This window comes from Granulicella aggregans, assembly GCF_014203275.1.
Taxonomy (GTDB): Bacteria; Acidobacteriota; Terriglobia; order Terriglobales; family Acidobacteriaceae; genus Edaphobacter.
Map to the genome: position 1 here is coordinate 1,017,901 of NZ_JACHIP010000001.1, position 20,713 is coordinate 1,038,613.

At 59.7% G+C, this 20,713-nt stretch carries 21 protein-coding genes; 17 read left to right on the plus strand and 4 right to left on the minus strand.

What is annotated here, in order from left to right; all coding sequences use genetic code 11:
• Nucleotides 1-9: 9 nt before the first annotated feature.
• Together gnd and HDF16_RS04355 are read right to left on the minus strand one after the other, a co-directional pair.
• Complete coding sequence (gene gnd / locus HDF16_RS04350; protein WP_184213878.1) at nucleotides 10-1,032, minus strand: phosphogluconate dehydrogenase (NAD(+)-dependent, decarboxylating); 1,023 nt, start codon at nucleotides 1,030-1,032, stop codon at nucleotides 10-12.
• A 237-nt stretch (nucleotides 1,033-1,269) separates the two neighbouring features.
• Nucleotides 1,270-1,638 (minus strand): hypothetical protein, encoded by a 369-nt coding sequence (locus HDF16_RS04355; RefSeq protein WP_184213879.1) that lies wholly within the window; start codon nucleotides 1,636-1,638, stop codon nucleotides 1,270-1,272.
• Nucleotides 1,639-1,791: 153 nt separating this feature from the next.
• On the opposite strand from HDF16_RS04355, the gene HDF16_RS04360 reads away from it, so the two are divergent.
• From HDF16_RS04360 to HDF16_RS04425, 14 genes are all read left to right on the plus strand, one after another.
• Nucleotides 1,792-2,754, plus strand: a complete 963-nt coding sequence (locus HDF16_RS04360) for a Cof-type HAD-IIB family hydrolase (RefSeq protein ID WP_184214295.1) — start codon at nucleotides 1,792-1,794, stop codon at nucleotides 2,752-2,754.
• Complete coding sequence (locus HDF16_RS04365) at nucleotides 2,751-3,515, plus strand: lytic transglycosylase domain-containing protein (protein ID WP_348641238.1); 765 nt, start codon at nucleotides 2,751-2,753, stop codon at nucleotides 3,513-3,515. Before HDF16_RS04360 ends, HDF16_RS04365 begins: the two co-directional genes overlap by 4 nt.
• 57 nt (nucleotides 3,516-3,572) lie before the next feature.
• Nucleotides 3,573-4,613, plus strand: a complete 1,041-nt coding sequence (locus tag HDF16_RS04370; RefSeq protein ID WP_184213880.1) for a lysylphosphatidylglycerol synthase transmembrane domain-containing protein — start codon at nucleotides 3,573-3,575, stop codon at nucleotides 4,611-4,613.
• Between the two features lie 15 nt (nucleotides 4,614-4,628).
• Nucleotides 4,629-4,928: an antibiotic biosynthesis monooxygenase family protein gene (locus tag HDF16_RS04375; RefSeq protein WP_184213881.1), complete on the plus strand. Its 300-nt coding sequence runs from the start codon at nucleotides 4,629-4,631 to the stop codon at nucleotides 4,926-4,928.
• A gap of 27 nt (nucleotides 4,929-4,955) precedes the next feature.
• Nucleotides 4,956-5,426 (plus strand): transcriptional regulator NrdR, encoded by a 471-nt coding sequence (gene nrdR, locus HDF16_RS04380; RefSeq protein WP_184213882.1) that lies wholly within the window; start codon nucleotides 4,956-4,958, stop codon nucleotides 5,424-5,426.
• A gap of 64 nt (nucleotides 5,427-5,490) precedes the next feature.
• On the plus strand, nucleotides 5,491-6,519 hold the full coding sequence (locus tag HDF16_RS04385; protein WP_184213883.1) for an isocitrate/isopropylmalate dehydrogenase family protein: 1,029 nt from the start codon (nucleotides 5,491-5,493) through the stop codon (nucleotides 6,517-6,519).
• A 47-nt stretch (nucleotides 6,520-6,566) separates the two neighbouring features.
• Complete coding sequence (locus tag HDF16_RS04390) at nucleotides 6,567-7,361, plus strand: beta-sandwich domain-containing protein (protein WP_184213884.1); 795 nt, start codon at nucleotides 6,567-6,569, stop codon at nucleotides 7,359-7,361.
• Nucleotides 7,362-7,514: 153 nt separating this feature from the next.
• Entirely contained in the window at nucleotides 7,515-7,832 is a 318-nt protein-coding gene (locus HDF16_RS04395; protein ID WP_246408641.1) for a hypothetical protein, read from the plus strand.
• A gap of 113 nt (nucleotides 7,833-7,945) precedes the next feature.
• Nucleotides 7,946-9,031 carry an aspartate-semialdehyde dehydrogenase gene (gene asd, locus HDF16_RS04400; RefSeq protein ID WP_184213885.1) on the plus strand — a complete coding sequence of 362 codons (1,086 nt, stop codon included), beginning with the start codon at nucleotides 7,946-7,948 and terminating at the stop codon, nucleotides 9,029-9,031.
• A complete protein-coding gene (gene lysC, locus HDF16_RS04405) occupies nucleotides 9,028-10,458 on the plus strand; it encodes a lysine-sensitive aspartokinase 3 (protein ID WP_184213886.1) in 1,431 nt (476 codons plus the stop codon). The genes asd and lysC overlap by 4 nt, the downstream gene beginning before the upstream one ends.
• A 25-nt stretch (nucleotides 10,459-10,483) precedes the next feature.
• Nucleotides 10,484-11,170: a 4-hydroxy-tetrahydrodipicolinate reductase gene (locus HDF16_RS04410; RefSeq protein ID WP_184213887.1), complete on the plus strand. Its 687-nt coding sequence runs from the start codon at nucleotides 10,484-10,486 to the stop codon at nucleotides 11,168-11,170.
• A gap of 154 nt (nucleotides 11,171-11,324) precedes the next feature.
• Nucleotides 11,325-12,602, plus strand: a complete 1,278-nt coding sequence (locus tag HDF16_RS04415; RefSeq protein ID WP_184213888.1) for an aminopeptidase — start codon at nucleotides 11,325-11,327, stop codon at nucleotides 12,600-12,602.
• Between the two features lie 162 nt (nucleotides 12,603-12,764).
• Nucleotides 12,765-13,688, plus strand: coding sequence for a 4-hydroxy-tetrahydrodipicolinate synthase (gene dapA / locus HDF16_RS04420; RefSeq protein WP_184213889.1), 924 nt, complete (start codon nucleotides 12,765-12,767; stop codon nucleotides 13,686-13,688).
• 614 nt (nucleotides 13,689-14,302) lie between these two features.
• Nucleotides 14,303-15,163: a 2,3,4,5-tetrahydropyridine-2,6-dicarboxylate N-succinyltransferase gene (locus HDF16_RS04425; protein WP_184213890.1), complete on the plus strand. Its 861-nt coding sequence runs from the start codon at nucleotides 14,303-14,305 to the stop codon at nucleotides 15,161-15,163.
• A 9-nt stretch (nucleotides 15,164-15,172) separates the two neighbouring features.
• Here the strand turns inward: HDF16_RS04425 and HDF16_RS04430 are convergent, their stop codons facing one another.
• The gene (locus tag HDF16_RS04430) at nucleotides 15,173-15,748 is read right to left on the minus strand and encodes a hypothetical protein (RefSeq protein WP_184213891.1); all 576 of its coding nucleotides are present in this window, start codon (nucleotides 15,746-15,748) and stop codon (nucleotides 15,173-15,175) included.
• A 97-nt stretch (nucleotides 15,749-15,845) separates the two neighbouring features.
• Here HDF16_RS04430 and HDF16_RS04435 point away from each other — a divergent pair, with 97 nt between their 5' ends.
• The 3 genes from HDF16_RS04435 (at nucleotide 15,846) to HDF16_RS04445 (ending at nucleotide 20,222) form a co-directional block, all read left to right on the plus strand.
• The gene (locus tag HDF16_RS04435; RefSeq protein WP_184213892.1) at nucleotides 15,846-17,507 is read left to right on the plus strand and encodes a ribonuclease J; all 1,662 of its coding nucleotides are present in this window, start codon (nucleotides 15,846-15,848) and stop codon (nucleotides 17,505-17,507) included.
• A 306-nt stretch (nucleotides 17,508-17,813) separates the two neighbouring features.
• The gene (locus tag HDF16_RS04440) at nucleotides 17,814-19,097 is read left to right on the plus strand and encodes an alpha/beta hydrolase family protein (protein WP_184213893.1); all 1,284 of its coding nucleotides are present in this window, start codon (nucleotides 17,814-17,816) and stop codon (nucleotides 19,095-19,097) included.
• Nucleotides 19,098-19,190: 93 nt separating this feature from the next.
• A complete protein-coding gene (locus tag HDF16_RS04445) occupies nucleotides 19,191-20,222 on the plus strand; it encodes a threonine ammonia-lyase (protein ID WP_184213894.1) in 1,032 nt (343 codons plus the stop codon).
• A gap of 18 nt (nucleotides 20,223-20,240) precedes the next feature.
• On the opposite strand, the gene HDF16_RS04450 is transcribed toward HDF16_RS04445, so the two are convergent.
• Nucleotides 20,241-20,693 (minus strand): hypothetical protein, encoded by a 453-nt coding sequence (locus HDF16_RS04450; protein ID WP_184213895.1) that lies wholly within the window; start codon nucleotides 20,691-20,693, stop codon nucleotides 20,241-20,243.
• Between the last annotated feature and the right edge of the window lie 20 nt (nucleotides 20,694-20,713).

Here is a 20,713-nt window from a genome sequence, read left to right on the forward strand (position 1 = left end):
TCGAGCTTGCTACTTCTTTTCGGGTACTTCGTGGTGTCCGCCGAACTGGAAACGCATCGCCGAGAGCAGCTTATCCGCGAACAAGGAGTTGCCCCTCGAGCTGAAGCGCTCGTAGAGAGATGCGGTGAGGACAGGGGTGGGTACGCCTTCGTCGATTGCGGCCTTGATCGTCCAGCGGCCTTCGCCGGAGTCGGAGACGCGGCCGCCGAACTTCGACATCTGCGGGTCATCGATGAGAGCCGTGGCGGTGAGATCGAGTAGCCACGAAGCGATGACGCTGCCGCGACGCCAGACTTCGGTGATCTCGGGCAGGTCGAACTCGTACTGATAGTGCTCCGGATCGCGCAGGGGCGTCGTCTCGGCGTCGATTTCGGCGACATGCTTGCCGATGTTTGCGGCCTTCAGCACGGCGAGGCCCTCCGCATAAGCGGCCATCATGCCGTACTCGATGCCGTTATGCACCATCTTGGTGAAGTGACCCGCGCCATTGGGGCCGCAGTAGAGATAGCCGTCTTCGGCGGTGCCGATGCCGGTCGGGCGACCGGGAGTGCGGTCGATGCTGCCCGGGCCGGGGGCGATGGTCTTGAAGATGGGATCGAGGTGCTCGACGATCGCTTTGCTGCCGCCGATCATCATGCAGTAGCCGCGCTCGAGGCCCCAGACGCCGCCGCTGGTTCCAACGTCGACATACTCGATGCCCTTCTCGGCGAGCATCTTCGCGCGAGCGATATCGTCGATGTAATAGGAGTTTCCACCGTCGATGAGGATGTCGCCGGGTTCAAGGTGCGGAGCGATCGCTTCGACGGTCTGCTCGACCACGCCTGCAGGAATCATCAGCCAGATGGCGCGTGGCTTGGCCAGCTTGCCGATCAGGTCCTCCATGGACGAGGCACCGGTGACGCCATTTTCCTTCGCGAGATCCGCGACAGTCGCAGCACTTCTATCAAACACAACGCACTCGTGGCCGTTCTTCGCGAGACGTTTGACCATGTTCGCGCCCATTCGTCCAAGCCCTACCATTGCAAGTTGCATATCTTCTCCTTGATTTCGTTGTAGATGATTAGAACGCAAGATGGCATTCATGGCGCGGTCGAATTGTAAAAATATCGTGCCGCGCAACATCAACGGGAATCGTCCTGGGACTGGTCGCTAGACCGTGCATTGTCCTTCGAGCAATCAACTGGCTCGGCGGAGGCGAAATAGTGGGTTTTTGGGGCGCGACGGGGCAGCGGTCCGGAAGACCGCTAAGACAACACTTCAGAGCAACTGCTAATGAGCTTTGAGCCAGCGGCGGGCCGTGAACTCGGTCGCTATGCTGGCGGAGAGAAGGATGAGGCTGATGGTGAAGGCGCTGAGAACCCAGTCGATCTCCATACGCCCCTTGAGCATGAACCTGTCGAGCAGGGCCAGCACTAGGACGAGCACAGCTGCCTCGGCAAAGAACGCCGAGCAGCGATGCGAGGAGATGGCGATGAAGTCGATGAGCGCGGAGGAGGTCTTCTGCGGGGTTCCGTCGCCGCCTGCGGGGAGCAGGACCAGACGCGGGCCGGTGATTTGGGCTACCTCAGAAGACGGTTGTGGACCTAGTGGTGAAGAGAATTGACTCCGAACGGAGTTTGCAACATTTTTGTGAAACATAAGTCAGCCTTTGTGAAGCCTGCTTCTAGAGTGGCCCGGATATGTGTGAATGTCGAGTTAACATCCGGTAAATGCATGATTATGCGTCCGTTATGGATATGTATTCCTTTCAAGTGAGACAATTTAGAGGTGAGTGAGCAAAAGTTACCGCGAATGATCGCGATCGATGTAGACGGCACGCTGCTGGGTGCCGAGGGCAAGGTGAGCGCGCGGAACAAGGCCGCTTTGCAGGCCGCGAACGAGGCCGGTATTCATGTGGTGATCGCGACCGGGCGGCGGCACTCGTATGCGATGAAGGTGCTGCGTAGCTTGAATCTGCATGGCGAGCAGGCGTTAGTCAGCTCGAATGGAGCGGTGACGCGGACCGTGGGTGCGAGGCTGATTGATCGGACGTTTCTGACGCTGCCGACTTCGCTGTGGCTGTGTGAGCACCTGGCCGAGTTTCGCAATGCGCTGGTGGTGACCTTCGACATGGTGCAGCCGGATGGCGAGGACGCGCGGGGATCGCTGGTGGTGGAAGAGCTTGCGGACTTGCATGGAAGCATCGGCAAATGGATGGAGGCGAACTCTCCGTATATCGAACAATCGGTGCCGATTGAGGATGCGCTGCTGCGTGCGAATGCCGCAGGGAATGCTCCGATCCAGATGATGGTCTGCGGGACTATTGAGCGGATGCGGCGGGCGGAGGCTCGCCTGCTGGAACATCCAGGGGTATTTTCGGCTGGTGTATCGGCGCCGGAGTTGTTGGAAGACGCAGAGGTCGCGCTGAGCCGGACGGAGTATCCGGAGCGCGACCTTAGCCTGCTGGACATTCTGCCTGCGGGGTGTTCGAAGGGTGTGGCCCTGCTACGGCTGGCCGCCTCGCTGGGCATCGAAGCGAACGAGATGATGGCGATCGGCGACAACTGGAACGATCTCTCGATGCTGGAGATTGCGGGTTGGCCGGTGCTGATGGGCAACGCTCCCGAAGACCTGAAGGAGATGGCGCGAGCGCGAGGATGGACGATCGGCGCGCATCACCTGGAAGACGGAGTGGCTGATGCCATCGACGAGGTACTTTCGTTGCAGAGAGCGGAAGATGAGTACGATGCGCGCGCCCTGAGTGGTAGCCTGTGAGCGTGAAGTTCTCCGTAAAAAAGATGGGGTTGACCGCACTGCTGGCGGCGAGTCCCCTGCCGAGCGTTGCCAGGGCGGCGGAACATCTGACTCTGCGAAATGGCTTCGAAATGGATTGCGCTCGGCGCGAGGTCCTCGAAGACGGTCGTTTGAGACTGTTCCTGATGCCGACCTCGGCTGCCGTTGCTGCCGCCGACTCCAGCTATATCGATGTCTCTCCGGACGCTGTGTTACGGGTGGAGATGATTCCCGATCCAGTGTTTGTGGTCTCCCCGATCAGCAGCGCTGGAGTGAAGCGGGCTAGCAAAGCTTCAGCCGAGCCGACCAAGGCCGAGATGCATACCTTGTTGGCAAGCGCCGGGACCCAGCACAATATCGATGAAGACCTGCTGGCCGCAGTGGTAAAGGCGGAGAGCGGAGGTAAGACGTATGCGGTTTCGCGTACGGGCGCACGTGGGTTGATGCAATTGATGCCGGGAACCGCGAGTGCGATGGGCGTGAACGATGCGTTTCGTCCGGAGCAGAATATCGCCGGAGGAACGGCGTATCTGGACCAACTGCTGGTGCGGTATCACGACGACGCAACGTTGGCGCTGGCCGCCTACAACGCGGGACCGGGAGCGGTGGACAAGTACCACGGAGTTCCGCCGTATCGCGAGACTCGAGCTTATGTGGCGCGCGTGATTGGCGAGTTCAATCGGCGAAAGCTGGCCGCTCGGACGGCCGCGAACCAGGTGGCGGGACTTCAACAGGACCAATAGCCCTTCAACGACAAGAGCCAATGCAGAGATTGACGGCTGATTGAGCCTGGGGATGCAATGAAGAATCGCAGCGGGATCTCGTGGTTTGCGGCACTGATTGTGCTGGTGCTAGTGGTGCTGATCTTCCGGGGAAGGATCCACTTCGATTGGGCGGCCTTCTGGTCGCAGTTGAAGCATGTGGATTGGAAGCCGATTGCAGCGGGAGTGGCACTCGTCTATTCGACGTACTGGATGCGGGCCGCGCGTTGGGCGGTTCTCGTCAGGCCCACAAAGCATATTGGGCTGTTCACGACCGTTGCGTCGCAGTTTATCGGTTTCACAGCGGTGGGACTTTTTGGGCGGCTGGCTGACCTGACCCGGCCCTACCTGATTGCGAAGAAGGTCGAGCTCTCGCTGAGCTCCCAGATTGCGGTTTACACGATCGAACGAATGTTCGACCTTGGATCGGCGGCGATGATCTTTTCGGCGGCGCTTGCGTTCACTCCGAAGGACATGCCGCACCATGAGGTCTTCGTTCGGACGGGGCTGTTCAGCCTGGCAGGGACTCTGGTGCTGGCCGTCTTCGCGCTGGTCGTGCGAGTGGCTGGCGGGGCCGTTGCGGCATTTGCGCGGGGCGTGCTCGGGCACGTTTCGAAGGGCGCGGCGGAAAGCCTCAGCAACAAGATCCTCGAGTTTCGCAATGGGCTGAATGCGCTGTCTTCGTTCGGTGAGTTTGCAGTAGTGACCGTGATCTCTCTGGTAATGTGGGGCGGCATCGGACTGACGTACGTCGAAGTTCTTCACGGCTTTGTGGATACGCCGGGGCTGGCCCATATCAGCTATTCGCAGACGATGTTGTTGATGGGAGCAAGCATCGGCGGCTCTCTGCTGCAGTTGCCGATCGTCGGCTGGTTTACGCAGATTGCGGTGACTGCGGCGGCGATGAGGACCTTCTACGGAGTTCCGGTAGAGTCGGCGACGGCATGTGGAGCGGTGCTGCTGGCGGTTCTCTCGTTGAGCATCCTGCCAACGGGGTTGGTGCTCGCGCAGGTGGACCGGGTGAGTCTGAAGAAAGTTGCAGATGAAAGTGGAGCGGCGTCGGGGAGCGATGTAAGCTAATCTTCCGGGTGCGCCATGCAGATTGTGTGGGAGTTCATTGTCCGCGAAGAGTCGCTCGAGGAGTTCCAGGCGGCGTATGGCCCGCAAGGCAGCTGGGTGGAGCTGTTCAAACGTGCCGAGGGGTACCTCGGGACGGTTCTTTTGCGCTCAGATCAGTCCGCGAATAAGTTCCTGACCATCGACCGATGGGAGGGTGAAGTGAGCTACAAGCGCTTCAGGCACCAGTTCGCCGCTGAATATGCGGAGCTTGATGCCCGGCTTGAGCGGTTGACAGTCTCAGAGACTCGGATAGGCGCGTTCGAACAGCTTGGTTGAGCCGCACTGCTAGAATCGGCTTTGGCTATGAGATGTCCTTACTGTGGATTTGCGCAAGACCGGGTTGTGGACTCACGCGAGAGTAAAGAGGCGGACTCCATCCGTCGGCGCCGTGAGTGTGAAGGGTGCAACAAGCGTTTCACGACGTACGAACGCATCGACGAAATTCCCTACATGGTGGTGAAGAAGGACGGTCGGCGGGAGAAGTTTGACCGCCAGAAGGTCCTGAGCGGTCTGCTGCACGCGTGCGAGAAACGGCCGGTGGCGGCGATCAAGCTGGAGCAGATCGTCGATTCGACCGAGGCGTTTGTAGTCGATTCGCCGGAGCGCGAGAGGTCTACGAGCGAGGTGGGCGAACTGATTATGGCCCAGTTGAAGGAGATCGATACGGTGGCTTATATAAGGTTTGCCAGCGTCTATAGAGATTTCAAGGACGTGCGTGAGTTCAAGGCGGAGTTAGAAGAGTTGCTGGGTGGGGACTCGCGGAAGCGGAAGTAGGAACATAAAGAAGCAGGTCCTCCGCTTTCAGCGAAGGATGACAAGGGTTGAGGAGAGATTGAGCATGACGACAGAAGCGAAGCGGACGCACAAGATTACGTTGATCCCGGGCGATGGCATTGGGCCGGAGGTTTCGGGCGCGGTGGTGAAGATTCTGGAGACGGCCGGCGCGGCTACCGGCGTGAGCTTCGACTGGCACACATATGACGCCGGGGCCGATGCGTTCGCGAAGACGGGTGAGTACATCCCGAAAGCGCTGTACGAGTCGATCGAGCAAAATAAGGTCGCGCTGAAAGGACCGGTGACTACCCCGATCGGCGGCGGGTTCGCTTCGATCAACGTGACGCTGCGTAAGAAGTTTGACCTGTATTCGAACTTCCGGCCAATCAAGAATCTGCCGGGGCTGAAGACGAACTATCCGGGCGTGGACCTGATCATCGTCCGCGAGAACACGGAGGATTTGTACGCCGGGCTTGAGTTGATGATTGTGCCAGGAGTGGCGCAGTCGTTGAAGATCATCACCGAAAAGGGATCGACGCGGATTTCGAAATTTGCATTCGAGTATGCGCGGAAGTTTGGCCGCAAGAAGATCCACGCCATCCACAAGGCGAACATCATGAAGGTGACCGACGGGCTGTTTCTCGATTGCGCCCGGAAGGTCGCAGCCGGTTTCCCGGAAGTGACATACGCCGAACATATTGTCGACAACACCTGCATGCAGCTGGTGATGAATCCGTATCAGTACGACGTGATTCTTACGGAGAACCTGTACGGTGATATTCTCTCCGATCTTTGCTCGGCGTTTGTCGGCGGCCTGGGGCTGGTCCCCGGAGCGAACCTCGGGCTCGATTGCGCGATCTTCGAAGCGGTGCACGGCTCCGCCCCGGACATTGCGGGCAAAGACATGGCGAACCCGACGGCGCTTCTGCAATCTGCAATCCTGATGCTTCGCCATATCGACGAGGCCGAGACGGCGGACCTGGTACAGAAGGCGCTCGAAGCCGTCTATACGGAAGGCAAGACGCTGACCAAGGATGTCGGCGGAACGAGCGGGACGAAAGCGTTTGCGGACGCGGTTGTAGCAGCGCTTTAGAAGCAAGGGTGTAGGGGATAGGGTTCAGGGAGTAGGAAAGCATGCGGATGAAGCAGCACGGGATCTTTGTAGCGGCGGTTGTCGTGGCGTTGGGTGTTGCGGGATGTAAGGCGAAGCCTACTGATGAGGGATCGGCGAAGCAGCCCACAATGGCGCAGGTGCCGGCAGCTACACCTTTGTCTGCGGGAGAGATTGGGTCGATTGATGGCACGGTGAAGTTCACGGGCAAGGCTCCTGCGCCGGTAAAAATCGATATGACGATGGACCCAGCGTGCGGAATGAGTGCCGGCGGGGACAACAACATGTCGGAGCAGTATGCGGTGCATAACGGCGATCTGGCGAACGTCTTTATCTATGTTAAGTCTGGGCCTCCGGCGGCGTTCAGTATGCCTGCGGGGAGCGGCCCCGCCGTGGTAATGGACCAGAAGGGCTGCCGCTATACGCCGCATGTAATCGGTCTGATGAAGGGCGGGTCCGTGGAGTTCCGCAACTCTGACATCACCATGCACAACATCCACACCATGCCGACGGCTCCGGGAAGCGCCTCGATCGACATCTCTCAGTCTCCCAAGGGGGAGTCGCAGACCAAGCAGTTCAACCAGGTGGAGACGATGATCCCGGTCCGGTGCAACAACCATCCGTGGATGAATGCGTTTATCAACGTGAGCGAGACACCGTTCTATGCCGTGACCGATGCAGACGGGAAGTTCTCGCTGAAGGGCTTGCCAGCGGGAGAGTACACGCTGGCGGCGGTGCATGAGAAGCTGGGCGAACAGACGATGAAGGTGACGGTAAAGGCGCTGGGCACGGCGGACGCCAAGTTTACGTTTGCGGCGAAGTAGCAAGGAGAGGGTTTACGTTCCCACCCATCGCGTGGAACAAAGGCGCGATGGATGGGGCACCCGAACAATAGAGGCTGGGTACAACGAATTCGCAGCTGGGGCCATCGCATGGAATAGTTCTCCGCAGTTTGTAGCTCGAAAGGCACGCCGCTCATGTCCGACCGTTTGACCTTGCAATCGCTGGCTGTTCATGCGCTCCCGCTGTGGTTCCTAGTCTTCTCGCTCTTTCTTCCCCGCGTGGCACTGATCATTGCGTGGTTCGACCGCGACCTGGTGCGATTTCATCTGGACAACATCATCTCGCCGATCATGGCGCTCCTTCTGCCCCGGGTTCTGATCCTGGTGCTGATCTATCGCGATGAAGGCATCGGGCTATGGTTCCTGATTCACCTCGTTGTGGCTCTCTGCGTCTGGGGCGGAACTGGCGGCCGAACCTACGTGCGGCGCGGGCGGCGGACGGACGACATCTAACGCCGCGTGGCCTTCCATCCGATTCAAGCCGGGACGGAATGTTGACGTTGCAGTGATCCTTAGGTGGTACGAGGATGGCGCGGGGCGGTGGCCCGCGTTATCCTTGAAGGATTATGGAACGCAGGAATGTCGGTATTTTGGGCGCGACCGGGATGGTCGGCCAGAGATTCATCCAGCTGCTTCACAATCATCCGTGGTTCAACATCACATGGCTCGCCGCGAGCGATCGCAGCCAGGGCAAGACGTATGGCGAGGCTTGCAAGTGGAAGCTCGACACGCCCCTGCCTAAACATATTGCTGCGATGACGATGCAGCCGAATGTGCCCCAAGGCGCAACCGGAGAACTGCCGCACATCATCTTCGCGGCGCTTGATTCGGACATCGCGAAGGAGCTGGAGCCGAAGTTTGCCGCGGCAGGTTGCGCGGTGATCTCGAATTCGAGCGCCTTCCGGATGGCTGCGGATGTTCCTCTCGTAGTGCCCGAGGTAAACGGCGACCATCTCGACATGATCGAGCAGCAGAGCTGGCGTAAGGATTCGGGCGGCTACATCGTGACCAATCCGAACTGCTCTGCGATTGGGCTGGTGCTGGCGCTAAAGCCGCTCGAGACGAAGTTCGGGATCGAGAGCATCTTCGTGAGCACGATGCAGGCGGTAAGCGGAGCCGGATATCCGGGCGTACCTTCGCTCGACATCATGGGCAACGTGATTCCCTTCATCAAGAACGAAGAAGAGAAGCTGCAGGAAGAGGTAGCGAAGCTCCTCGGCACGCTGCGCGGCGATGAAGTCGCGATGCTCGACGCGAAGGTAAGCGCGCACTGCAACCGCGTGGCGGTTGAAGACGGCCACACCGAGTGTGTGAGCATCAAGTTCAAGAGGAAAGCTACCCGTGAGGAGATTCTTGCCGCTTGGTCGGAGTTCGATCCGCTACATGGGCAGCATCTGCCGACAGCGCCTGAGAATCCTGTCCAATTCGAAGACGCTCCAGACCGGCCGCAGCCACGGCTCGACCGTATGCGCGGCGCGGGCATGGCGGCGACCGTCGGACGTCTGCGCGAGTGCCCACTGCTCGACTGGAAGTTTGTGGTGCTGTCGCACAATACGATTCGCGGAGCGGCGGGAGCGGCGGTGTTGAACGCGGAGGTGCTGGCGCGACTCGGTAAATTGAAACCTGTGAAGCCAGCGGCGGTGACCGCATGAGTACAGCTCGCGAACACGTTGTCGTAATGAAGTTCGGCGGCACGTCGGTCGAGGACGCGGTTGCGATGCGGCGTACGGCGGCGATCGTCGAAGGTAGGCGCAAACGCGGGCTGCAGGCAGCGGTAGTCGTCTCGGCGATGGCGAAGGTCACCGACCTTATGATCGCGAGCGGTGCTGCTGCCGGTCGCGGCGATCGCGTTGGAGCGCTGGCCATCAGCGAGCGGCTGCGGACGCGGCACCTGGATACGGCTGCGCAGTTGCTGCAGGGCGACCGTTTTGTGAAGCTGCGGCCAGCGATTGAGGCGGAGTTCGACGCGCTCGACGACCTGCTGCGCGGAATCGCGGCAGTGGGCGAGCTCACTCCACGCACGGCTGACCTTGTGGTGAGCTTCGGTGAGCGGCTATCGAGCCGCATCGTTGCCGAGGCCTTCGATCAGCATGGACTTAACGGCGCTCACGTAGACGCTCGTACCTGCATCATCACCGACAGCACCTATGGCAAGGCAGTTCCGCAGGAAGACGCCATCGAAGCCAAGCTGGCGGAGCTTGTCCTGCCTCTGCTGGAGGCCGGGAAGACGCCCGTGATGGGCGGCTTCATCGGCTCGAACGAACAAGGGATCACGACGACGCTGGGACGCGGCGGTAGCGACTACACGGCTGCCTTGGTCGGTGGCGGACTTCATGCCGGCGCAATCGAGATCTGGACGGACGTCAACGGCATCATGACGACCGATCCGCGCATCTGCCCGGATGCTCTGCGAGTAAAGACGATCAGCTTTGAAGAAGCAGCCGAGCTTGCGTATTTCGGAGCGAAGGTGCTGCATCCAGCCACCATCCTTCCTGCAGTCCAGAAGAGCATTCCGGTCTGGGTGCTGAACTCGCGCAACGCAGAAAACGAAGGCACCAAAATTACGGCGATGGCGCCGCCCTGCGCGAGCCCGTTCAAGAGCATCGCGGCGAAGAAGCGCCTGACCATCATCGATGTGGTGGCAAGCCGGATGCTGATGTCGCACGGATACCTGAAGGCTGTCTTCGATGTCTTCGACAAGTACCAGTGCGCGATCGATATGGTCTCGACCAGCGAGGTGAGCATCTCGCTGACGGTGGATTCGAACCAGCGGCTGCCGGAGATCTGCGCGGAGCTATCGAAGATCGCCGACGTGAAGCTCGAGGGCAACAAGGCCCTGATCTGCATGGTGGGCGAGGACATTCGCGGACATAACGGCATTGCGGGCCGCGTCTTCTCCGCGGTCAGCCATGTGAATGTGCGGATGATCTCCCAGGGAGCAAGCGAGATCAACATGAGCTTCATGATCGATGAAGAAGATGTTGAGGAGGCGATCAAATCGCTCCATCGTGTCTTCTTCACCACAGTCGATGAGACGGTCTTCGACGTAACCGCTCGGACCGCGGTCGTCCCGATATAGGCTTGAGGCAGGAGACTGAAGCGCAATGCGGATTTTGATCCTTGGGCACGGCAAGACAGGCAAGCTGGTAGCGGATATAGCGCATGAACGAGGGCACGGGGTACACGTCCTGGATGCAAAAGAGAATCGCGACGCAGCGGCGCTGACCGCGCCTTTCGTGGCGGGGTTCGACGTAGTGATCGACTTTACAACGCCCGATGCCGTGGTCCAGAACATGCGCGCGTGCCTGGCGACGGGCGCGAAGATGGTCATTGGCACGACCGGCTGGTACGACAAGCTGAGCGATATGCGCGGACTCGCGGAGCGCAAGGGTGCCGGGTTGATGTACGGTACGAACTACTCGATTGGCGTGCAGGTGATGCTGGAGCTGGCTGAGAAGATGGGTGCCGCGCTCAAGGGCGCTGGATACAACTACACCATCTCCGAGACACACCATGCGGGCAAGCTGGACGCTCCTTCGGGAACAGCGATCACGCTGGGCGAGATCGTCGAAGAGGCTTCGGACATTGAAGAGATCCGTATCGAGTCCAAGCGCGAGGGCGATGTGATGGGCGTCCATGTGCTGGAAGCGCGAAGCGCCTCCGACCGGCTGGTGCTAACTCATGAGTCTTTCTCTCGGAGGGGATTTGCGGAGGGCGCAGTGCGTGCGGCTGAGTGGCTCTCTACTCGCACCGGGTGCTTCGATTTCCACGAGGTGTACACCCAGTTCTGAAGAGGCTGCGACTGATTTTGATCGTGTTATTTCGGAATAGCGTCAACTTCGAAGGGATCAAACACGGTCGGCAATAGGCGGAAGCTGTTCCCGAACTGCTGCCGCCGTGGTCTCTACGCTTGCGTTTCACTGGTTTGACACCTACTTTTAACGCATGAGTGCTACCGCTGTACTTTCCGTGCCAGCTACATTTGCCTCCCTTACTTTTGAGGAGAAGCTCGACCGTTTTGCGGAAGTTGCTGTCCGCGTTGGATTGAACCTTGGCAAGGGGCAGGAGCTGCTGATCTCCGCACCGCTTGAGGCACTTCCTTTGGTGCGCCGGATTACCGAGCACGCTTACAAGGCCGGAGCGCTGCTGGTGACCAGCTTCTACAGCGACGATCCGTCAGTGCTGGCGCGGTACAAGTATGCTGACGACGCGAGCTTCGACCACGCCGCGCAGTGGATGGCGGACTCGATGGCTGCGGCGTTTCGTAGCGGCGCGGCAAGGCTGGCGATTGCCGGGGCGAATCCAGCGCTCCTCGCCAAGCAGGACCCGGCGAAGGTCTCGCGGGCAAACATTGCTGCCTCGAAGGCAGGCAAGCCCGCGATGGAGTTGATCACCAAGCATGCGATCAACTGGTCGATTGTGGCTGCCGCAACTCCGGAGTGGGCGAAGCTTGTCTTCCCGGGCGAAGAAGTCGATGTGGCCGTGGCCAAGCTGTGGGATGCGATCTTCCTGGCCTCGCGCGTAACCGGCGAGGATCCGGTGGCAGAGTGGAAGCAGCATGGCCTGAATTTGAAGAAGCGCGTGGATATGCTGAATGCGAAGCGGTTCCACTCGCTGCGCTTCAAGTCGGAAGACGGCACGACGGACCTGACCGTTGGGCTTGCAGACGATCATCTCTGGGCAGGCGGCGGCGGCGAGGCTGGCAACGGGATCTTCTGTAACCCGAATATTCCTACTGAAGAGTGCTTCACCACGCCGCACAAGGACCGCGTGGATGGATTTGTGAAGGCATCGAAGCCCTTGTCCCACCAGGGGACTTTGATCGAAAACATCACCTGCAAGTTCGAGGGTGGAAAGATTGTCTCGGCGACGGCGACCGCTGGCGAAGACGTGCTGAACCGGTTGATCTCGACCGACGACGGAGCGCGGCGGCTGGGCGAGGTGGCGTTGGTGCCGCATTCGTCGCCGATTGCGCAGAGCGGCGTGCTGTTCTGGAATACGCTGTTCGACGAAAATGCTGCGAGCCATATCGCGCTGGGACAGGCGTATGCAACGTGCCTGATCGGCGGCGAGAAGATGCAGCAGGACGAGTTGACGGCGCTGGGAGCGAACTCCAGCCTGATCCATGTGGACTGGATGATTGGGTCCGGGAAGATGGATGTCGATGGAATGACGAAAGATGGAACGGCCGAGCCCTTGATGCGAAGCGGGGAGTGGGTCTAAAAGGCCCGCTACGCGCGGGGCGGTCACTTCGTGACTTGTATACCGCTTCGCGTGCTGATCCCGACCAACGGGAGGACTGCGCGAAGCCCATTACATGTCACGAAGTGACCGCCGTCCGCGCAGGACACGTCGTTATAAGAAAAGCGGTAAACTTCGAAGATTATGAATTTGATGGGTTGTGGCACCGCTCTTGTAACTCCCTTTCGCAGGGATGGGAGCGTGGACGAGCCGGCGCTGCATGCGCTGGTGAACTGGCAGATTGAAGAGGGCATCTCGTTCCTGGTTCCCTGCGGGACGACAGGCGAAGCGGCGACGCTGACCGAGCAGGAGTGGCTCCGGACGATCGAAGTGGTAATTGGCGCGGCGGACGGTCGAGTACCGATCTTCGCGGGCTGCACCAGCAACGCGACGCGCGAGGCGGTTGCTAAAGCCGAGCGACTTGCGCAGATGCCGGGGCTGACGGGTATCCTCACGGCAAACCCGTACTACAACCGGCCCGGGCAAGAGGGCCAGTACCAGCACTTCCGCGCGATCGCGCAGGCGGTTGGGCTTCCCGTGCTGCTCTACAACATCCCTTCGCGAACGGGAGCGAACTTAGAACCCGCCACCGTGCTTCGGCTCTCCGAAGAGAAGAACATCATCGGCATCAAGGAATCGAGCGGGAGCATCGCGCAGATCACGGAACTGATCAACCTTCTGCCGCGAGCCTTCAGCGTATTTGCGGGCGACGACGGAATGGCGCTACCCGCGATTGCGGTGGGCGGATGCGGACTAGTCTCGGTGGCCTCGAACGAGATTCCTGGGCAGATGGCGGCGATGGTTGGGGCAGCGCTCGAGAACGACTGGGCGACGGCGCGACGGATCAACCGGCACTACGGCCGGCTGCTTGCCGCAAACTTCATGGAGCCGAGCCCGGCCCCGGTGAAGGCGGTCCTTTCGTTGATGGGGAAGATCGGCGACGATGCGGTGCGGCTGCCGATGGTGAAGGTTTCGCCAACGACGCAGAGGAAGCTGGAGCGGATTGCGGGGGAGTTGGGACTGCTGGTGGAGGCTCCGCCTAGCGGGGCCGATTTGAGGATGTTTTAAGGGAGCCGAATATGAGGCTCGTTTCCCTGATGATGGCTCTGGCTGCGATCGCATTCTGCTCTAGTGCGCAAGGACAGTTATGGTCTATCGGCGAGCAGCCTTTTCCAGTTCGCATCTCGAACCTTCCGTTGAGTCGGCAGAAAGCGATTCTCCAAGCGCTTGAGCCAGGGATTCAAAGACGCGCAAAGGAGTTTGATCTCGACCCAGAAGAGATCGCTGAAGTAAGACGCGAACTTTTCATGCGAGAGGTAAGTACTCGAGCCGGAACGCTTCTCCTGATTCAAAGTTGGGGTACGCCTTTGTGCGGGGCCACCGGCAACTGTGCAGTGTGGGTGCTTGATAGTGAAAATCGGATGGTTCTCGAGACCGGCGGCAACGGAATCAGGGTATTGCGTCGGGCTCATCATGGACCGCCATCAATCTTGATATATACCCACATGTCTGCATTTCAGACAGGTCTAACGTTGTATTCGTTTGATGGCTCGCAGTACCGACAAGTGTCGTGCCAAGTTGAGACCTACAGCGATGCCACACGAACCTATTCTCCGCCTTTGATTGAGCGTGGCCCCTGCGAGAAATAATCCGCAGGCTCATGCCGATACAATCTAAGAAACATGACTTCTACGAACACTTCCCTTCTTGAGACACAGATTGAGCATTTCTTCGCGCTGGGCGCGGATGCGATTGGTAACAATGATGCGATGACGGCGTTCCTGGAGCTGCGCGGAGCGCTGGAAGCAGGCACGCTGCGGTCGGCGGAGCCGGATGCAGCTTCAGCCATTGGATGGCGAGTGAATGCCTGGGTGAAACGCGGGATTCTGCTCGGATTCCGTCTCGGGCAGATGGTCGAGATGGGCTGTACCGAAGGCTTCGGCTTTGTGGACAAAGCGACATACCCGGCTCGGCGGTTCGCAGTGAGCGACGGCGTGCGCGTCGTGCCCGGCGGATCGAGCGTGCGATCGGGAGCTTTTGTCGCGAAGAGCGTCGTCGTGATGCCTCCCGCGTACGTGAACGTCGGAGCCTATGTGGACGAGGGGACGATGGTCGACTCCCACGCGCTGGTAGGGAGCTGTGCACAGATCGGCAAGCGCGTGCATCTTTCGGCGGCGGCGCAGATCGGCGGAGTTTTGGAGCCGGTGAATGCGAGCCCCGTGATTATCGAGGACGATGTGCTGGTAGGCGGCAACACGGGGGTCTATGAAGGGACGATCGTGCGCACGAAGGCCGTGCTGGCGGCGGGAACGGTACTAACGCGCGGAACTCCGGTCTACGACCTGGTCAATGGGACGGTACTGAAGGCCACAGCGGAGATGCCACTGATCATTCCTGAAGGCGCTGTCGTGGTGCCGGGCTCGCGCGGAATCACCAAGGGCAAGGGCGCGGAGTGGGGATTGAGTGTCTACACGCCGGTGATCGTAAAGTATCGGGATGAGAAGACGGAGCTGTCTCTGGCGCTCGAAGATCTGCTGCGGTAGACGCTCAGGCTAGGGCGCAATTGACGGGGAGGTCTGGGGTTCACCGCCGACGAGGATGAGGGCCTCCTCGTAACCGCCGCCAAAGCCCACCTGGGTGATCTCCTTCAGAGAGTAGATTCTCGGCTCGTCATCCCAAAGAGCATCCGGACCTATCTCCAGGAGAGCGACCTGCTTCTTGTTCAGGCCAGCAATGCGGCCGATATGACAGAACTCTGGCGCAATCTTCTCGCGATGGACCGTAACCAGTGGAAACGCGGTCGCGGCGGTAAGAAGCAGGTCGCTGATGCTGGCCAGACTGACTGAGGGCGCTTTCGGAATCCGTTCGCCGCGCTGCTTGAGGGCGGCTGCGACAAATGTCTCAAATTTTGCTGGAGCCTGCAGCTTTCGGACGTCTTTGTAGCGCAGACAAAGAAAACCGTCCAAATGGATGGTGTCGTCGATCGTGGCGAGGAGAAAGAAATCCGGCCCGGCATCGAGAATGTATCCGGAGGTTGAGCCTGCATCGAATGGCCGGTCGAACCGGACAAGAACTTTGCGCGGGGCCGAAGCGAGCTCCTGAATCGTCTGTTTGTGCTTTGCGCTCATGCAAGCCAGTGTAAGCGACTCGGGGTTACCTTATTCGTGATTTGTGGGAACTGGATGCGGATGCGAACGGGGACACTACTGCTAAACTCAAAAGTTGATGGCTCAAGATAAATTACGCATGATACCCCTTGGGGGCCTTGGTGAGTTCGGAATGAACTGCATGGCCCTCCGCTGGCAAGACGACATTATCGTCATCGACGCCGGCCTGATGTTTCCTGAAGAAGAACTGCTGGGCGTCGACATCGTCGTTCCCGACATCAGCTACCTGGTGGAGAACCGGTCGAAGGTCAAGGCGATCGTACTAACGCACGGACATGAAGACCACATTGGCGGTTTGCCCTGGATTCTCTCGGAGCTGAACGTCCCGGTCTATGGCACGGAGTTCACGCTGGCGTATGTCGAAGGCAAGCTCGAAGAGCATCGCCTGCTCGATGACGCCGACCTGATCGAGATGCTTCCAGGGCACCGCTTCACGCTTGGGCCGTTCTCGATCATGCCGATCCGGGTGACGCACTCGCTGGTAGACTGCGTGGCTCTCGCCATCCACACTCCTGTCGGAGTGGTGCTGCATACGGGCGACTTCAAGATCGATCTTTCGTCGCCGGATGGCAAGCCCTTCGACCTGCATGCGTTTGCGGAGCTGGGCAAGCAGGGTGTTCTGGCGCTGCTGCAGGACTCGACCAACGTCGATCGCCCCGGTTATACGCCGAGCGAGCGGGCCGTACGGCCGCGGCTGGATGAGATCTTCGCGCGCACCAAGAAGAAGCTGTTCTTCAGCTGCTTCTCGTCGTCGATCCACCGGATTCGACTGGCGATGGAGCTGGCGCACAATCACGGCCGCAAGGTCGCAATCATTGGCCGCTCGCTCGATAACTCGACGGAAATTGCGCAGGATCTGGGCTATCTCGATCTGCCGAAGGGATTGATCATCAATCCGGGGCAGATCAAAGAGATGGCTCCGGACAAGGTCTGCATCATGATCTCGGGGACACAGGGCGAGCCGATGTCTGCGCTCAGCCGCGCTGCGGTGAACAACCACAAATTTGCCAAGATCGACGCGGGCGACACCGTTCTGATGAGCTCGCGCGTGATTCCGGGCAACGAGAAGGGCATCTACCGGATGATCGACCACCTGGAGCGCCGCGACGCCAAGGTGATCCACGACGACGGCACGCAGGGTCTGATCCACGTCAGCGGCCACGGCAGCCAGGAAGAGCTGCGGCTGATGATCAACCTGGTCAAGCCGAAGTTCTTCATCCCAGTCCACGGCGACTACCGCCACCTGAAACGCCACGCGGAACTCGCAGGCGAGATGGGCGTGGTCGAGAAGGTGATCCTGCTCGAAGACGGTGAGATTCTCGACTTCGACAAGAACACCGCCGTCAAGAATGGCAAGGTCACGACTGGTCGGGTATGCATCGATTCGGGCGGCTCGATTGAAGTGGTCGAGGATGTTGTGATTCGCGACCGCAAACATATCTCCGAGGACGGAATTCTGCTGCCGATCATCGCCATCAACAAGCGCACGGGACAGGTCGAGAGCCTGCCGGAACTGGTGATGCGCGGTTTCGCTGTCGATGACGAACAGGTCATCAACGAGGCCCGGAACATCGTGCAGAAGACCCTGAACAACTCCAGCGCGGAAGAGAAGCAGGACTATGGCGTGGTCAAGGAGAAGGTGCGCAACGATCTGAAGCGGTTTATTCAGAAGAGCACCAGCCGCAGGCCGCTGATTATGCCGGTGATTTTGGAGATCTGAGGCTTCAGCGAAACCGCTTGGTTATAAAACAAAGGCACAGCTTCGGCTGTGCCTTTGGTGCGTTGCAGGTAGATAAGGGGTGGAGTATTCCACTAAGCCACGCGCAATGAAGTATTTAGGAATAAGTCTTTCATAATGAGCCATTTGCGCAACGCTACTGCTTCTATGTCAAACAATCAAAAGGGGCTACAGCCACATAACCCTATAGGGCTTGTCTTGCGGGTCGCCGAGCCGCAAGTGAAGCTCCGCCGGCACAAGCCCGTGATCGATCACCGGGTCGACGACGCGGTATGCTCGTGAGACAACATGAGCGGGATCGATCTTCAACACCACAAGACAAGGCGCAAGCGATTGGAGCACCTGAGCCGAGCGCTGGTACGGCCGGGGTCTTCGCTGCGGCATCTGCGTTCGATACGGCAGCATCAGGAGCCGAAGCGGCGAAACTGGACTCGGACTGGCGTAGTGGTGGTCGCTTCCCTGCTGATTTGCGGGCTGGTGGTGTGGCCGTGGATGCGGACACATCTGCAGGCCGTGGCAATCCTGAAGATACTGGGCGGGCAGCCGGTTCCGCGGATGATTGCCGCGACCGTCGCAGCGCCGATCACGATCACCGACATCAACTTTTCCATCCCCACTGGCGACGGTTCACAGCAGGTCGTGCGAGCACGTGAGTATCTGCCGACGGGCAAGACGGATACTCCAGCGCTGGTAGTGCTGCATGGGGTGCATCATCTCGGGATTGACGAGCCGAGACTTGAGGCGTTCGCAAAGGCGATCTCGAACTGCGGGATACGGGTGCTGACGCCGGAGCTTCCGGACATCAAGGACTACCATGTCGATGCAAGCTCGGTGCGGACGATTGGAGAGTCGGCGAAGTGGTTTGCGAAGCAAACTGGAACGCAGGTAGGTGTCGTAGGGCTGAGCTTCTCGGGCGGCCTGTCGTTGGTGGCGGCCTCGGAACCCGCGTATAAGACGGCCTTCAAATTTGTGCTGGCGGTGGGGTCCCAGGACTCCATGGCACGGGTGACCGAGTACTACCGGACAGGACGCGACGCCCGACCGAACGGGTCAGTTGAAGAGTTGAAGCCGCATGAGTATGGCCCGCTGGTTCTCGAGTATCAATATGTTGAGGACTTCGTCCCTCCCGCCGATGTCCCGGCGATCAAGACTGTGCTGCGGGCGCATCTGTACGAAGACAAGGCAGCGGAGATCTCGACGATGGCGGCGCTGACTGCGGTACAAAAGATTGAAGCCAGGCACCTCATGGATACGGAACTGGATGGGACCCAGGAGCTGCTTGTGGCTTCAGGCATCCGGCATATGAAGGAGCTCGAAGAACTATCTCCCCATGGGAAGCTGACCGGTCTGACGGTGCCGGTGTATCTGATGCATGGCGAAGCCGACAACATCATTCCTTCCGCGGAAACTCTATGGCTGGCGAAAGAGCTACCGCCGCAGGTACTGAAGGCGGCACTGGTCAGTCCGGTGATCTCGCATATCGACTTTGAGAGCAGCCAGCCTACACTTGGGGATGAGTGGCGGCTGATCGATTTCTTTGCGAAGGTAATGAGAGCTGCAGAGAAAAAGTAGAAACGGGTGCCCTGCGCGGGCGGCGGTCACTTCGTGACTTGTATTGGGCTTCGCGTGGCGCTCGCGTTGCTCGCGGGATAGAAGGAGAATGTGATGCTGGTTGGGCTTCAGGATTTTCTAGATGCGCGGACAAGGATCGCGGACGTTGCCGTGAGGACGGGACTGCATCGGATCAATGCGGGGATGTTTGCCGCAGCAGGATTGACTGCTCCGAAGTTCGAGTTGTTCGTGAAGGCCGAGAGCGAGCAGCCGATTGGCAGCTTCAAGCTGCGCGGGGCTTACAACATGATCGCGTCGATCGTGGAGCATGATCCTAGTGCGGCGGGGCGCGGGTTCATCACGTATTCGAGCGGCAACCATGCCCAGGGCGTGGCCTACGCAGCTCGCGTTATGGGAGCGAAGGCGGTGATCGTGATGCCGGGGAACGCTCCGATAGTGAAGCGCGAGGCGACGGCTGCGCTGGGGGCGGAGATTGTGTTGGTGGGCAATGCCAGCTCCGACAGGAAGAAGAAAGCGGAAGAGCTTGCGGAGGAGTTTGGGTACGCGATCATCCCACCGTACGACGATCCGAGGATCATCGCAGGGCAAGGAACATGCGGGCTTGAGATCGTGGAGCAGCTTGAAGAGGCCACCGGAAAACCTGTGGGTGAAGAGGTGCTGATCCTCTCTCCGGTGAGCGGCGGCGGCTTGCTCAGCGGCACTGCCACCGCCGCTAAGCTCACAGCGCCGGGGGTGAAAGTCTGGGGGGCAGAGCCGGAGCTGGCCGCCGATGCCAAGGAGTCTTTTGAAACGAAAACGCTGGTGGAGTGGCCAGCAGAGAAGACGACGCGGACAATCGGAGATGGGCTGCGGACACAGTCGTTGGGGCGGTTGAACTTCGAGCATGTGCTGAAGTATGTGGACGGGATCGTGGCGGTAAGCGAAGAGGAGATCTTCGCGGCTACGCGGTTCTATCTCCAGTCGACCAAGCTAGTGCCGGAGCCCAGCGGGGCGGTGACGCTAGCGGCTGCGTTGTTTCATGCCGCGGAGTTGCCGAAGGCTGAACGCGTTGTCGTGATTTTGAGCGGCGGAAACATCGAACAAGAGTTGAAAGATCAGCTCATGGCAGAGTCAGTATTGGCCTGACTTATCAGTCACAGCGAGCTACTTGCAGGTCAGAGTTGCGGTCCCGAGGGCTTTGGTGGCTCCGCCCGCCGTGAGAGCACCGAGCGCAGTTACGGTCACCGTGGATTTCGTAGTTCCGATGCAGGTCGCGAGGCCGTTTGTGGCGTCCTGCGCTGAGCTGATCTTTACGTTCGTGGAATCGGAGACGGTCCATGCTGGCGTGAGCTTTGTGACGTTAGTCGGGTTGGCAGTCGGGACAGCACAACCGGCAGAGGCTGTCGTCGGCTCTCGCTGGGAGAGCGCGGAGAACTGTTGCTGGTCTCCGGGGGCGACCGCCAGATGGTCGGCTGCACCGACCGCAGGTGAGATCGTTACGGCGCTCGTGTAAGTACAGGGGGCAGCCGCGCCACATCCGGTGAGCACTTCAACAGCGGCAAAGAGTGTCATCGACAGAGCGGCGTGAAGGGGGTAACTCAGCGTAAGAGCCTTCATGTCGCAAATCTACACTCGCC